General features: G+C 68.9%; 12 protein-coding genes and 4 tRNA genes. 8 read left to right on the forward strand and 8 right to left on the reverse strand.

Going from position 1 to position 12,618, the window contains the following annotated elements; genetic code table 11:
* The first annotated feature begins 55 nt into the window (after nt 1-55).
* The gene (locus tag P5G46_RS00980) at nt 56-610 is read left to right on the forward strand and encodes a hypothetical protein (RefSeq protein ID WP_408904771.1); all 555 of its coding nucleotides are present in this window, start codon (nt 56-58) and stop codon (nt 608-610) included.
* A gap of 1 nt (nt 611) precedes the next feature.
* Here the strand turns inward: P5G46_RS00980 and P5G46_RS00985 are convergent, their stop codons facing one another.
* From P5G46_RS00985 to P5G46_RS01000, 4 genes are all read right to left on the reverse strand, one after another.
* A complete protein-coding gene (locus P5G46_RS00985) occupies nt 612-836 on the reverse strand; it encodes a hypothetical protein (protein ID WP_408904772.1) in 225 nt (74 codons plus the stop codon).
* 86 nt (nt 837-922) lie between these two features.
* A tRNA-Val gene (locus P5G46_RS00990) sits at nt 923-997 on the reverse strand.
* 26 nt (nt 998-1,023) lie between these two features.
* Nucleotides 1,024-1,094 (reverse strand) — tRNA-Cys (locus tag P5G46_RS00995).
* 63 nt (nt 1,095-1,157) lie between these two features.
* A tRNA-Gly gene (locus P5G46_RS01000) sits at nt 1,158-1,230 on the reverse strand.
* Between the two features lie 152 nt (nt 1,231-1,382).
* Here P5G46_RS01000 and P5G46_RS01005 point away from each other — a divergent pair.
* A tRNA-Val gene (locus tag P5G46_RS01005) sits at nt 1,383-1,458 on the forward strand.
* 123 nt (nt 1,459-1,581) lie between these two features.
* On the opposite strand, the gene P5G46_RS01010 is transcribed toward P5G46_RS01005, so the two are convergent.
* The 3 genes from P5G46_RS01010 to zapE all read right to left on the reverse strand — a co-directional run bounded on the left by P5G46_RS01010 (nt 1,582) and on the right by zapE (nt 4,666).
* Entirely contained in the window at nt 1,582-2,091 is a 510-nt protein-coding gene (locus tag P5G46_RS01010; RefSeq protein WP_408904773.1) for a type II toxin-antitoxin system PemK/MazF family toxin, read from the reverse strand.
* 94 nt (nt 2,092-2,185) lie between these two features.
* Nucleotides 2,186-3,460 carry an ammonium transporter gene (locus tag P5G46_RS01015; protein ID WP_375095609.1) on the reverse strand — a complete coding sequence of 425 codons (1,275 nt, stop codon included), beginning with the start codon at nt 3,458-3,460 and terminating at the stop codon, nt 2,186-2,188.
* A 168-nt stretch (nt 3,461-3,628) separates the two neighbouring features.
* Nucleotides 3,629-4,666 (reverse strand): cell division protein ZapE, encoded by a 1,038-nt coding sequence (gene zapE, locus P5G46_RS01020; RefSeq protein ID WP_239275232.1) that lies wholly within the window; start codon nt 4,664-4,666, stop codon nt 3,629-3,631.
* Between the two features lie 118 nt (nt 4,667-4,784).
* Here zapE and P5G46_RS01025 point away from each other — a divergent pair, with 118 nt between their 5' ends.
* A complete protein-coding gene (locus P5G46_RS01025; protein ID WP_408904774.1) occupies nt 4,785-5,687 on the forward strand; it encodes a sulfurtransferase in 903 nt (300 codons plus the stop codon).
* Between the two features lie 34 nt (nt 5,688-5,721).
* On the forward strand, nt 5,722-6,162 hold the full coding sequence (locus P5G46_RS01030; RefSeq protein WP_239275236.1) for a SufE family protein: 441 nt from the start codon (nt 5,722-5,724) through the stop codon (nt 6,160-6,162).
* Between the two features lie 15 nt (nt 6,163-6,177).
* Here P5G46_RS01030 and P5G46_RS01035 read toward each other — a convergent pair whose 3' ends face one another.
* Nucleotides 6,178-7,386, reverse strand: a complete 1,209-nt coding sequence (locus tag P5G46_RS01035) for an alpha/beta hydrolase family protein (protein ID WP_408904775.1) — start codon at nt 7,384-7,386, stop codon at nt 6,178-6,180.
* Nucleotides 7,387-7,411: 25 nt separating this feature from the next.
* Between P5G46_RS01035 and P5G46_RS01040 the strand changes: the two genes are divergently transcribed.
* The 4 genes from P5G46_RS01040 (at nt 7,412) to P5G46_RS01055 (ending at nt 12,606) form a co-directional block, all read left to right on the forward strand.
* Complete coding sequence (locus P5G46_RS01040) at nt 7,412-8,002, forward strand: DUF3000 domain-containing protein (RefSeq protein ID WP_374204583.1); 591 nt, start codon at nt 7,412-7,414, stop codon at nt 8,000-8,002.
* Nucleotides 7,995-9,191 (forward strand): ribonuclease D, encoded by a 1,197-nt coding sequence (locus P5G46_RS01045; protein ID WP_239275242.1) that lies wholly within the window; start codon nt 7,995-7,997, stop codon nt 9,189-9,191. The genes P5G46_RS01040 and P5G46_RS01045 overlap by 8 nt, the downstream gene beginning before the upstream one ends.
* A gap of 71 nt (nt 9,192-9,262) precedes the next feature.
* Nucleotides 9,263-10,471, forward strand: a complete 1,209-nt coding sequence (locus P5G46_RS01050) for a thiolase family protein (protein WP_408904776.1) — start codon at nt 9,263-9,265, stop codon at nt 10,469-10,471.
* A complete protein-coding gene (locus tag P5G46_RS01055; RefSeq protein WP_408904777.1) occupies nt 10,468-12,606 on the forward strand; it encodes a 3-hydroxyacyl-CoA dehydrogenase NAD-binding domain-containing protein in 2,139 nt (712 codons plus the stop codon). Before P5G46_RS01050 ends, P5G46_RS01055 begins: the two co-directional genes overlap by 4 nt.
* The last annotated feature ends 12 nt before the right edge of the window (nt 12,607-12,618 follow it).

Raw genomic sequence — 12,618 nt, forward strand, 5'->3', positions numbered from 1 at the left:
CATCGAGGTCCAGGCGGATCGGCGCGAGAGAAAGTGGAAGCGGTAGCGTCCACTCATGTCGTCGACTCCTCTATGGCTGCAGATCGTGGCGATCGGTGTTCCAGCTCTCGCGAGCATCGCCGCTGCAATTCTCGCGGCGCGATTCGCTGCTCGTGCTCGCCTGGCAGAGGGTAAAGCAGCTCGCCTCCTTGCCCTCGAAGAGCGAACTGCGGCACGGCGCGCGGACGTCTACCTCCCGTTCGTCTCCACGCTCGGCGACCTGCTCACGCCCGCGCGCCAGCAGGCGGCGCTCGCGGGAATGGAGCCGGTGATCGCGGACTTCCAGAACTTCGTCACGGTCTGGGGGTCTGACGACGTGGTTCAGGCCTTCTACCGCTTTCGGCGCGGATCGACGACAGGCCCGCCGCCTGCGATCATGATGCGCCTCACCGCGGACCTCCTCCTAGCGATCAGACGTGACTTGGCCTGGCCCGACAGTTCGACGACGCCACTCGAGGTGATGGGGTCGCGCATCACGGATCTGGAACGGGGAGGAGAACTCGAGGCAGCGTTCGTCATGCCGTTCGATGAGCTCGCCGAGCGCGAGAATTGGTCACCGCCGTGGGCATGATCTAGGGGTTCAGTCCGTCTACAATCCGCCGCAGCCGGTATTGGTGAGCCGGCCACGCGTCGAGCCGGTCGCGCCACCAGGCCAGGAGAACTTCCTCGTCGACGACACGCTCGCCGTCGCGCCATCGCATCGGCATCCCTGCTGCTCGCCAGCGCTGCACGGTGCGCACGTCGCGACGCACTCGGCGCGCTGCTTCGCGGTACGTCAGCCAACGGGTGTCTCCCACGGGCTGATTCTCGCCTGGCGCTGTCCCATGTATGTCCGACACCACGGCCCAGACAAGCAAAAAGCCCCGGTACTCCGGGGCTTTTCTGGTGCGCGATACTGGGATCGAACCAGTGACCTCTTCCGTGTCAGGGAAGCGCGCTACCGCTGCGCCAATCGCGCCTATAAAGGCTGTTCAGTTGTGAGCGAGGTGGCGACGGGATTCGAACCCGTGTAAACGGCTTTGCAGGCCGGTGCCTAGCCGCTCGGCCACGCCACCGTGTGTGGTTCGACCCACGTGTCGTGATCCTCCGTCGGGACCTGACGGCGATCTTCACACTCGAGCGGATGACGAGACTCGAACTCGCGACCCCAACCTTGGCAAGGTTGTGCGCTACCAACTGCGCTACATCCGCATTTCGTTCCCGGGGCTTGCCCCGAGCACTCGTAAGACATTACCCGATTCCGGGGCGTGCGCAAAACCCGACGCGTCCCGCGCGTGTCCTCCGAGATGGTCGGATCGGGCCTCGCTGATCCGGTAAGGTAGTCGAGTCCCGTTCGGGACGTTGGGCGATTGGCGCAGTTGGTAGCGCGCTTCCTTCACACGGAAGAGGTCGTCGGTTCGAGTCCGGCATCGCCCACCACACAGCCCCCGGTTCGCCGGGGGCTTCGTCGTTGATGCGACCGCCCGGTATCGCGAGACTTCATCGCGCTGACAAGTCACCGGCAGCGTGCGCGGCAGATGTCAGCGCGATGCGGTTTCGCGGTCACCCCACCCGCCACCCGTACCGAGCGGAAAGGGCGGATGCCACGGCGTCGAAGCGGCGGCGGTCCAGGGCCGCGGCCTCGCGGCGCATGCCCGCGTCGTGCACGAGGTAGAGCTGTTCGATGTCAACCCACGACGGGCGGCCCTGCGGGTCCCACTCCCCCGCGCCGAGCGCCAGGTAGTCGCGGTCGCCGGCGTGCGGCTTGCTGGTCAGGCGTACGGCGTAGGAGCGGGTGGCATCCGCTCGACCGATGATGAGGACAGGCCGGTCCTTGCCGCGCCCGTCGCGCTCCTCGTAGGGCACCCACGTCCACACGATCTCGCCGCCGTCGGGGGCGCCGTCGCGGTTCGGCGCGTACGACAACGTCATGCGTTGGGGAGGCGCGACCTCCACGGTCGCGATCCCCTGAGCCCCCGGGCTCTGCCGCGGCGCGCGGGGAGCGGGTCGCGAGGCTGTCGACGGCCGGAAGGCCCGCAGGAGGGCGGAGACGAGGCGCGTGGCTGTTCCCATGCTCACACCCTAGACAGCGCGGCCGGCGCCGCCGGGCGCACGAAGAACGGGGCGCCACGGATGAATCCGTGACGCCCCGTTCCGATGAGGTGTGTCAGCCGCGGCTGTCGGTGAGGACGTAGCCCTCCTCGCCGTGCACGACGGTGTCGATGCCGGCGATCTCGTCCTCGTTCTTCACACGGAAGCCCATGGTCTTCTCGATCGCGAAGCCGATGATGTAGGCGAGCACGAACGAGTAGATGAGGACCGCGAAGGCCGCGATCGCCTGGACCAGCAGCTGCGTGAGCGAACCGCTGTAGATGAGGCCCGTGCCGTTGGCGAAGATGCCGAGGTACAGGGTTCCGATCAGACCACCGACGAGGTGGATGCCGACCACGTCGAGCGAGTCGTCGAAGCCGAGCTTGAACTTCAGCTCGATGGCCAGCGCGCAGACGGCACCGGCGACGAGACCGAGCACGATGGCCCAGAACGGCGTCAGCGACGCGCAGGCAGGGGTGATGGCGACCAGACCGGCCACGGCACCCGAAGCGGCACCGACGGACGTGGGCTTGCCGTCCTTGAACTTCTCGACGATCAGCCAGGCCAGCAGAGCCGCCGCGGGAGCGGCGATGGTGTTGACGAACGCGAGAGCGGCGGTGCCGTCGGCAGCGAGCTCCGAACCGGCGTTGAAGCCGAACCAGCCGAACCACAGCAGGCCGGCGCCGAGGAGCACGAACGGCGGGTTGTGGGGGACGTGGGCGCCCTTCTGGAAGCCGACCCGCTTGCCGAGCACCAGGGCGAGGGCGAGGGCAGCCGCACCGGCGTTGATGTGAACGGCCGTACCACCGGCGAAGTCGATCGCGCCGACGCCGAAGACGTCCTGCATGCCGTGGGTGATCCATCCGCCGTACGAGAACGAGGCGTCATCGGCGAGACCGAAGTTGAAGACCCAGCTGGCGACCGGGAAGTAGACGACCGTCGCCCACACGAAGGCGAAGACCATCCAGGAGCCGAACTTCGCGCGGTCGGCGATGGCGCCCGAGACGAGCGCGACGGTGATGATGGCGAATGTGGCCTGGAAGGCGACGAAGGCCAGGGGCGGGTAGGCCGCGCCCTCCGGCGTCTCGAGGACCCCCGACAGGCCGAGCTCGTTGAAGTCGATCGCCCAGGGGAACTGAGTGGTTCCCTCCTCCGTGGCGGGGAAGGCGATCGCGTAGCCGTACAGCACCCACAGGACTCCGATGAGTCCCATGGCGCCGAAGCTCATCATCATCATGCTGATGACGCTCTTGGCCTTGACGAGTCCGCCGTAGAAGAACGCGAGTCCTGGCGTCATGAGCAGCACGAGTGCCGCTGCTATCAGGATGAATGCGGTGTTGCCTTGATCCATCTCGAAGAGAACCTCTCTGCAGGGACGCAGGTGTAGCGTCGGGTCCCCTCAGTGTTCCCAGCCCCGGTTTCCACCGGCGTTCGAGTCGTGTTTCGAGTGCGTTACAGGCACGGAGTCCGTGTAAACATCGCGTTTCGCAGCACCGCGAAGCGTCGATGAAGCGGTCGCTCAGGAGTGCGTCAGGGCGACCAGACGCGATACGGCCCGCAGATACTTCTTGCGGTAGCCGCCCGCGAGCATCTCCTCGCTGAACACCGTGTTCAAGGGCGCGCCCGTGGCACGAATGGGAATCTGCGCGTCGTAGGCGCGATCGACGAAAGCGACCAGTCGCAGCGCCGCCGACTGGTCGTGCAGCACCTGCACGTCGCGCAGTCCGATCGTGTCGACGCCGTCGATGAGGCGGATGAATCGCGACGGGTGCACCCGTGCGAGGTGACTCACGACGGCCGCGAAGGAGTCGTCGGTGGCGACGCCGCGCGCACCGGCCGCCTCGATCGCCTCGGCGTAGTCGGCATCCGAGAGCGTCCGGGCCTCCCCGTCGATCGCGCGCTGGCGGAAGTCGGTGCCGTCGATGCGGATCGTCCGGAAGCTGTCGGCCATCGACTGGATCTCGCGCAGGAAGTCCTGGGCCGCGAAGCGTCCTTCTCCCAGAGCGTTGGGCGGCGTGTTCGAGGTCGCGGCCAGTCGGGTTCCGGATGCCACCAGCTCACCGAGCAACCGCGTCATGACCATCGTGTCGCCCGGGTCGTCGAGCTCGAACTCGTCGATGCACAGCAGGTCGGAGCCGCGGAACAGCTCGACCGCCTTGGCGTACCCGAGGACGCCGACCAACGCGGTGTACTCGATGAACGAGCCGAAGTACTTCCGGCGGGCAGGCATGGCGTGGTAGATCGCGGCGAGGAGGTGGGTCTTGCCGACGCCGAAGCCGCCGTCGAGGTACACGCCCGGCTTGACCGGCGGGGTCTTCTCGGCGCGCCGGAAGAAGCCGCCCTTCTTCGCGGGCGCGCTCTGCCGCCCCGCGAAAGCCTGCAGCAGCTCCTTCGCTTCCTGCTGCGAGGGGTAGGCGGCATCCGCCCGATACGACTCGAACGTCGCTCCGTCGAACTGCGGCGGCGGCACGAGTGCGCTCACCATCTCGGCGCCCGAGACGGCCGGCTCGCGATCGATGAGGTGGACGACGCCGGTCGTCGCGGGCGTAGAAGTCATGGCCGTCCTGTGTCGCAGTCTTACGGAGGGGTGTCTGCTTCGACGCGGCGGTCCTAGGGTCGAAGGAGCGGTGTCCACCCTACGCCGCCCGCTCCCCCACCCCGACCGAGGAGACACCGTGACCGTCGAGTTCGACACAAGCTCCCCAAAGTTCGCCGCGTACGCCGAACCCGGCCGCCTCGTCACCGGCGACTGGCTGCAGGAACGCCTCGGCCAGCCGGGCCTGGTGGTCGTGGAATCCGATGAGGACGTGCTGCTGTACGAGACCGGCCACATCCCGGGGGCCGTCAAGGTCGACTGGCACACCGAGCTCAACGACCCGGTCGTGCGCGACTACGTCGACGGCGAAGGGTTCGCGGCGCTGCTGAGCCGCAAGGGCATCTCTCGCGACGACACGGTCGTCATCTACGGCGACAAGAACAACTGGTGGGCCGCTTACGCCCTGTGGGTGTTCTCGCTCTTCGGCCACGAGGACGTGCGGCTGCTGGACGGCGGCCGCGACAAGTGGATCGCCGAGGGGCGTCCCCTCACCACGGACCGCACGGAGCGCGAGGCGACAGAGTACCCCGTGGTCGAGCGCAACGACGCCCTCATCCGTGCCTACAAGGAGGACGTGCTGGCGCACCTCGGCAACCCGCTCATCGACGTCCGCTCCCCCGAGGAGTACTCGGGTGAGCGCACCTCCGCACCCGCCTACCCCGAAGAAGGTGCTCTGCGCGCCGGTCACATCCCGAGCGCGCAGAGTGTCCCGTGGGCCAAGGCCGTGGCCGAAGACGGGGGGTTCAAGTCGCGCGAAGAGCTGGATGCCATCTACCGCGACGGCGCGGGACTGAAGGACGGCGACAAGATCGTGGCGTACTGCCGCATCGGCGAGCGCTCGAGCCACACGTGGTTCGTGCTCAAGCACCTGCTCGGTTTCGATGACGTGCGCAACTACGACGGCTCATGGACCGAGTGGGGCAGCGCGGTGCGCGTGCCGATCGTCTCGGGTTCCGAGCCGGGCGAGGTCCCCGGCCGCTGAGCCGACGCGTCACGGGCGTGGGAGGATGACGGTGATGTCCGACACCGCCCTCCCCGCCCGCCTCGCCGAGATCCGCGACGAGTTCCTCGAGCTCGACGAGCCCGACCGTCTCCAGTTGCTCCTGGAGTTTTCGCACGAACTCCCCGAGGTGCCCGCGCGGTACGCCGACCATCCCGAGATGTGCGAGCGCGTGGCAGAGTGCCAGTCGCCGGTCTACATCGTCGTCGACGTCGATGAGGACGGAGTCGTGGCGATGCACGCGACGGCTCCGGCGGAAGCGCCGACGACGCGAGGGTTCGCCAGCATCCTGGCGCAGGGGCTGACCGGGCTGTCGACCGACGAGGTGCTGGCCGTGCCCGACGACTTCCCGCAGAGCATCGGCCTCACCCGCGCGGTGAGTCCCCTGCGGATCGCCGGGATGACGGGAATGCTCATGCGCGCGAAGCGCCAGGTGCGCGCGAAGACCGGCGTCTGACGCGCGGCATCCGCCTCACTCTTCGGCGGCGAATCCGTGGCTGCGAACCCAGTCCCGGATGACCCGGCTCCAGCGTGCCTCGTCGTAGTTCCACAGCTTGGTGTGGCGGGCGACCGTGAAGGTCTCCATGATGACCAGATCGGGGCGGGCCTCGGCGAGGGCGTGCGATGCGTCGCTCGGCACGAAACCGTCGTCGTCGCTATGGAGGATGAGGACCGGATGCCGCAGCTCCGTCGCGCGGGCGACGGCGTCGAGCCGGTCGAGGGGGATCGCCGAGCCACTCCGCGTCAGCATCGCGCCCCAGTCCGAGCCGAGGATCTGCTGCGCGAAGGCCAGCACGGGCGAGGGCAGGCGCATGAGCTGCCCCTGGTAGCGCAGAACCGTGCGCCAGTCGACCACCGGCGACTCGAGGATGAGGCCGGCGATGACGTCGCGATGGGGTGACGAGAACTCGGTCTGCAGACAGATCGCGCCTCCCATCGACCAGCCCATGAGGAGGATGCGACGGGCGCCCTGTCGGCGCGCGTAGCCGATCGCCGCGTCGACGTCGCGCCACTCGGTCGCGCCGAGCCCGTAGGTGCCCGTGCGGCTGCGCGGTGCGTCTCCGTCGTTGCGGTACGACACGAGCAGACTCGTGATGCCGAGCTCGTGGAAGACGGGGACGGCGCGCAGCGTCTCGGAGCGGGTGGTGCCGCGACCGTGCACCTGGATGACCCAGACGTCGGTATCGACGGCGGCGGGGAACTCCCAGGCGGGGCACGGTCCGACCGGTGTGCCGATCAAGGCGTTGCGGTACGGGATCTGCAGGTCGTCGGGCTCGTCGTAGTACCAGCCGCTGAACGCGGCGGCGGGAGCGAGCTGTGCGTCGGCCGGTACGTGGGTGAGGAGCTTGCGCGTGACGCTCGCCTCATCCTCTTTGACCACCGAGCCCAGGCGGAGGTAGGACGTGCTGCCCGTCGTGAACAGACCGTACCTCCCCGGGAGCGCCGTATCGGGCGTGCGCCGCAGCGTCACCGTCTGGGCGGCGGCATCCAGACCCACCAGCTCGACATCGGGAACGCGGCCCGCGGGGGTGACGACGGTGCGAGCCATCCGCAGGGACACCGCCCCGAGGGCGGTCGCGCTCAGGCCGAGGGCCGTGGTCAATGCCGCGATCGCGACCCGCAGAGGTGCGGCCGCGGGGTGCGGGGCACGGCGCCTCGCGGCGCGCCTGGGAGCGTTCATCGAGGCCTCACTCTAGTCTGTGGCCGTGACTGACCCCCGCTCACCCGAGGCGGCGACCCCCTTCGCCCGGGCGGCCGACGAGTTGCGCGCGACTTCGTTCCGCGACGATTTCGTCGTGCGCGAGATTCCGTCTCCGACGGGGTTGGCTCCCCAGTCGCTCGCGCTGGCCGGCGACGTCCGTCCCGACGCGCACGCGACGGATTCACCTTTCGGCACGGGACGGTTCATCCTGCTCCACGACCCGGATGAACCGGAACCGTGGGGCGGCGCGTGGCGTGTGGTGTGCTTCGCGCAGGCACCGCTCGAGCCCGAGATCGGCATCGACCCGCTTCTGGCGGAGGTGGCGTGGTCCTGGCTCATCGACGCGCTGGATTCCCGCGGCGCCGAACGCCACTCCGAGTCCGGAACCGCGACCAAGACACTGTCGACCGGGTTCGGGGCGCTCGCGGCGCAGGGTGAGGGGTCACAGATCGAACTCCGCGCGTCCTGGTCGCCGCGCGGCCCTTTTCGCCCGCACCTCGAGGCGTGGGCTGAGCTGGTCTGCATGCTCGCCGGACTCCCGCCGGGGTCCGAGGGTGTTGCCGTCCTCGGAGCCCGGAGGCCCCCGCGTGGTTGAGTACACCGTCATCGAGGACGCCGCGGGCCTTGCCGCGGCGTCGACGTCGCTGGCATCCGGGAGTGGTCCCGTGGCCGTGGACGTCGAACGCGCTTCGGGCTTCCGCTACTCGCAGCGCGCCTATCTCATTCAGGTCTTCCGTCGTGAGGCCGGGGTGTTCCTCTTCGACCCGTCGGCCATCGAGGACTTCACCCCGCTGCAGAACGCGATCGGCGACGCCGAGTGGGTCTTCCACGCCGCCAGCCAGGACCTGCCCTCTCTGCGCGAGCGGGGATTGGAGCCCCGCGCGATCTTCGACACCGAGCTCGGGGCGCGGCTGCTGGGTCACGAGCGCGTCGGCCTCGGCGCCGTCGTCGAGCAGACGCTGGGCATCACCCTCGCGAAAGCCCACTCCGCCGCGGACTGGTCCACGCGTCCGCTGCCGGCGTCGTGGCTCGAGTACGCCGCGCTCGACGTCGAACATCTCGTCGACGTGCGCGATCGACTCGCTGCTGAACTGGACGAGCAGCAGAAGACCGAGTTCGCGCGGCAGGAGTTCCAGGCCGTGCTCGAGCGTCTCCCCAAGCCTCCGCGCGACGACCCGTGGCGCCGCTTGAGCGGTCTGCACACCGTGCGCGGACGCCGGTCCCTCGCCGTCGCTCGTGCGCTGTGGCAGGCGCGAGAGGACTACGCGCGGGAGCAGGACATCGCCCCCGGCCGGCTCGTGCCGGACCGGGCGCTCGTGGCCGCCGTGCTCGCCGACCCGCAGAGCAAGCAGGCGCTCGCGGGGGTGAAGGAGTTCAACGGTCGAGCCAGCCGCACGCAGCTCGACCGGTGGTGGAACGCGATCGTCGCCGGACGCGAGGCGACGGACCTGCCGCCGGACCGCGTGCCCAGCGACACTCTTCCTCCGCCTCGCGCGTGGGTCGATCGCAATCCCGACGCGGACCGGCGCCTCAAGCTGGCGCGACCGGCCGTGGAAGCGCGCGCCGAGGAACTGCGGATGCCCACCGAGAACCTTCTGACCCCCGAGACGCTCCGCCGAGTGGCGTGGTCTCCGCCCGCCGACGTGACGGTCGAGGCCATCTCCGCGGCCCTCGAGGAGCTTGGCGCCCGGCCGTGGCAGATTGAGCAGACTGCACAGGTGATCGTCGATAGCTTTGTAGCTTCCCTCAATCCCGATCCGGACGAGTCCGAGGCGACTTCGTAGGTTCGGACAACCGATTCACGGCGCCGGACCGCATTTCCTAGGCTGGCTGCATCCCAAACAATGGAGGCAGAGTGGCCGAGATGTCGGACGTCTTCTTCGTCGACGGTATGCGTACCCCCTTCGGGCGCGCCGGCGAGAAGGGCATGTACTGGAACACCCGCGCGGACGACCTGGTGGTCAAGGCGATCATCGGGCTGATGGAGCGCAACGGCGACGTGCCGAAGGACCGGATCGACGACGTGGCGATCGCCGCGACGTCACAGACCGGTGACCAGGGACTCACCCTCGGGCGCACGGCGGCGATCCTCGCGGGACTGCCGATGACCGTGCCGGGGCTTGCGATCGAGCGCATGTGCGCGGGTGCGATGACGAGCGTCACCACCATGGGCGCCTCGATCGGCGTCGGAATGTACGACCTCGCCCTCGCGGGCGGCGTCGAGCACATGGGGCATCACCCCATCGGTGCCAACGCCGACCCCAACCCGCGTTTCGTGGCCGAGAAGCTCGTCGACCCCGGCGCGCTCAACATGGGCGTAACGGCCGAGCGTATCCACGACCGGTTCCCGCACCTGACCAAGGAGCGCGCCGACCGGTTCGGCATGGCCAGCCAGCACAAGGCTCAGGCCGCGTACGAGGCGGGCAAGTTCCAGCCCGATCTCGTCCCGGTGGCCGTGAAGGATGCCGAGGGCGCCTGGGGCCTCGCCACCGAGGACGAGGGGCGCCGCCCCGAGACGACCCTCGAGGGCCTGGCATCCCTGAAGACCCCGTTCCGCCCGCACGGACGTGTGACCGCGGGCACGTCGTCCCCCCTCACCGACGGTGCGACGATCAGCCTGTTGGCGGGTGCCGACGCGGTGAAGGAGTTCGGCCTCACACCGAAGATGCGGATGGTCTCGTTCGCCTTCGCCGGTGTGCAGCCCGAGATCATGGGCATCGGTCCGATCCCCTCTACCGAGAAGGCGCTGAAGAAGGCCGGACTCACGATCGACGACATCGGTCTGTTCGAGCTGAACGAGGCCTTCGCGATCCAGGTCATCTCGCTCCTGGACCACTTCGGCATCGCCGACGACGACCCGCGCGTCAACCCGTGGGGTGGCGCTATCGCCCTCGGCCACCCGCTCGCGGCATCCGGTGTCCGTCTCATGATCCAGCTCGCCGCGCACTTCGCCGAGCGTCCCGACGTGCGGTACGGCCTGACCGCCATGTGCGTGGGTCTCGGTCAGGGCGGCTCGGTGATCTGGGAGAACCCGTTCTTCGACGGAAAGAAGAAGCGCAAGTGACCGACTACTCGACGATCGACTTCTCGCCCCTCGACGCCCTCACCGGCGACGAGGTGGTCACCCACTCCCCCGTCCGCGACGTGCGGCTGCCCTCGGGCAATGTGCTCGCGCTCGTGACGCTCGACAACGGGCGCGACCACACGCGGCCGAACACCCTCGGGCCGGCCACGCTCGCCGAACTCGGCCGCACCCTCGAGACGCTGAAGCAGCGCGCAGCGGCGGGCGAGATCCACGCGGTGGCGATCACCGGCAAGCAGTACATCCTGGCCGCCGGCGCCGACCTGTCTGACGTCGCGAAGCTGCCCTCGAAGGAGGTCGCGCGGCTCATCGCTCAGCGTGGACACCAGGTGCTGGGCTCCCTGTCCGACCTGGGCGTGCCGTCGTTCGCGTTCGTGAACGGCCTCGCTCTCGGTGGCGGTCTCGAGATCGCGCTGAACTCGACCTACCGCACGGTGGACGCCTCGGCGGCCGCGGTCGCGCTGCCCGAGGTGTTCCTGGGCATCATCCCCGGCTGGGGCGGCGCCTACCTGCTGCCGAACCTCATCGGCATCGAGAACGCGCTCGAGGTCGTGGTGTCCAACCCGCTCAAGCAGAACCGCATGCTCAAGCCCCAGCAGGCCTTCGACCTCGGGATCATGGATGCCATCTTCCCGGCGGCCTCCTACCTCGAGGACTCGCTGCGCTGGGCCGACGGCGTGCTCACGGGCCGCGTCAAGGTCGAGCGGAAGAACGAGCCCGGCAAGATCGAGCGCCTCACGAAGTGGCCGATCGCGATCAAGGTCGCGCGCGGCATGCTCGAGTCGAAGATCGGCACGGTCCCCCGCTCCCCCTACGTCGCGCTCGACCTGCTCGACAAGGCCAAGAGCGGCACCAAGGCCGAGGGCTTCGCCCGCGAGGACGAGGCCCTCGCCGACCTCATCACGGGCGACCAGTTCGCGGCATCCATGTATGCCTTCGACCTCGTGCAGAAGCGTGCCAAGCGGCCGGTCGGCGCGCCGGACAAGGCGCTGGCGAAGAAGGTCACGAAGGTCGGCGTGATCGGCGCCGGTCTCATGGCCTCGCAGTTCGCGCTGCTGTTCGTGCGGAAGCTGCGGGTCCCCGTCGTCATCACCGACCTCGACCAGGGACGCGTCGACAAGGGCGTGGCATCCATCCGCGAGGAGATCGGCAAGCTCGAGGCGAAGGGCCGCCTCGATGCCGACACCGCGAATCAGCTGCGCGCGCTCGTCCACGGCACCACCGACCGGGGCGAGTTCGCCGACTGCGACTTCGTGATCGAGGCCGTGTTCGAGGAGGTGGGTGTCAAGCAGGAGGTGTTCTCCGCGATCGAGAAGATCGTCGCCGACGACACGATCCTCGCCACCAACACGTCGTCCCTCTCGGTCGCCGAGATCGGTTCGGCACTCGAGCACCCTGAGCGCCTCGTCGGCTTCCATTTCTTCAACCCCGTGGCGGTCATGCCGCTCATCGAGGTCGTGAAGACGGATGCCACCTCCGACGCCGCACTCTCGACGGCGTTCGTGGTGGCCAAGGGCCTGGGGAAGAACGCGGTGCTGACCGCCGATGCTCCGGGCTTCGTGGTGAACCGTCTCCTGGCCAAGGTGATGGGCGAGGCCGCCCGTGCGGTGTACGAGGGCACGCCGATCACGGTGGTCGAGAAGGCGTTCGCCCCGCTGGGCCTGCCGATGGGCCCGTTCCAGCTCATCGACCTGGTCGGCTGGAAGGTCGCCGCCCACGTGCAGGACACGATGGCGGGCGCCTTCCCGGAGCGCTTCTTCGCGTCCGAGAACTTCCACGAGCTCGCGGCGCTCCCCGAAGTCGTCGAGAAGGACAAGGGCGGTCGCGTCACCGGCTGGACCAAGGCCGCGCAGAAGGTGCTCGTCACCGGCAAGACGCCCGTCGCGCCCGAGACAATCCTCGCTCGCGTGCAGGACGGCCTTGCGCAGGAGATCAAGATCATGCTCGACGAGGGCGTGGTCCCCGAAGTGCAGGACATCGACCTGTGCCTGATCCTCGGCGCCGGGTGGCCGTTCATCGACGGCGGTGCGTCGCCCTACCTCGACCGCGAGGGGGCGTCCGAGCGCGCCTTCGGCGACACGTTCCACCACCCGCCCATCCGCGGCATCGGCGGCTGAGTCCCCGTACAC

Source organism: Microbacterium mcarthurae (assembly GCF_046064585.1).
In the GTDB taxonomy this organism is placed as follows: Bacteria; Actinomycetota; Actinomycetes; order Actinomycetales; family Microbacteriaceae; genus Microbacterium; species Microbacterium mcarthurae.

What these genes read in the sequence shown, in the direction of transcription:
- P5G46_RS00980 (WP_408904771.1), top strand. Translation starts at nt 56, where the DNA reads ATGTCGTCGACTCCTCTATGGCTGCAGATCGTGGCGATCGGTGTTCCA.
- P5G46_RS01010 (WP_408904773.1), bottom strand. Translation starts at nt 2,091, where the DNA reads ATGGGAACAGCCACGCGCCTCGTCTCCGCCCTCCTGCGGGCCTTCCGG.
- P5G46_RS01015 (WP_375095609.1), bottom strand. Translation starts at nt 3,460, where the DNA reads ATGGATCAAGGCAACACCGCATTCATCCTGATAGCAGCGGCACTCGTG.
- zapE (WP_239275232.1), bottom strand. Translation starts at nt 4,666, where the DNA reads ATGACTTCTACGCCCGCGACGACCGGCGTCGTCCACCTCATCGATCGC.
- P5G46_RS01030 (WP_239275236.1), top strand. Translation starts at nt 5,722, where the DNA reads ATGTCCGACACCGCCCTCCCCGCCCGCCTCGCCGAGATCCGCGACGAG.
- P5G46_RS01035 (WP_408904775.1), bottom strand. Translation starts at nt 7,386, where the DNA reads ATGAACGCTCCCAGGCGCGCCGCGAGGCGCCGTGCCCCGCACCCCGCG.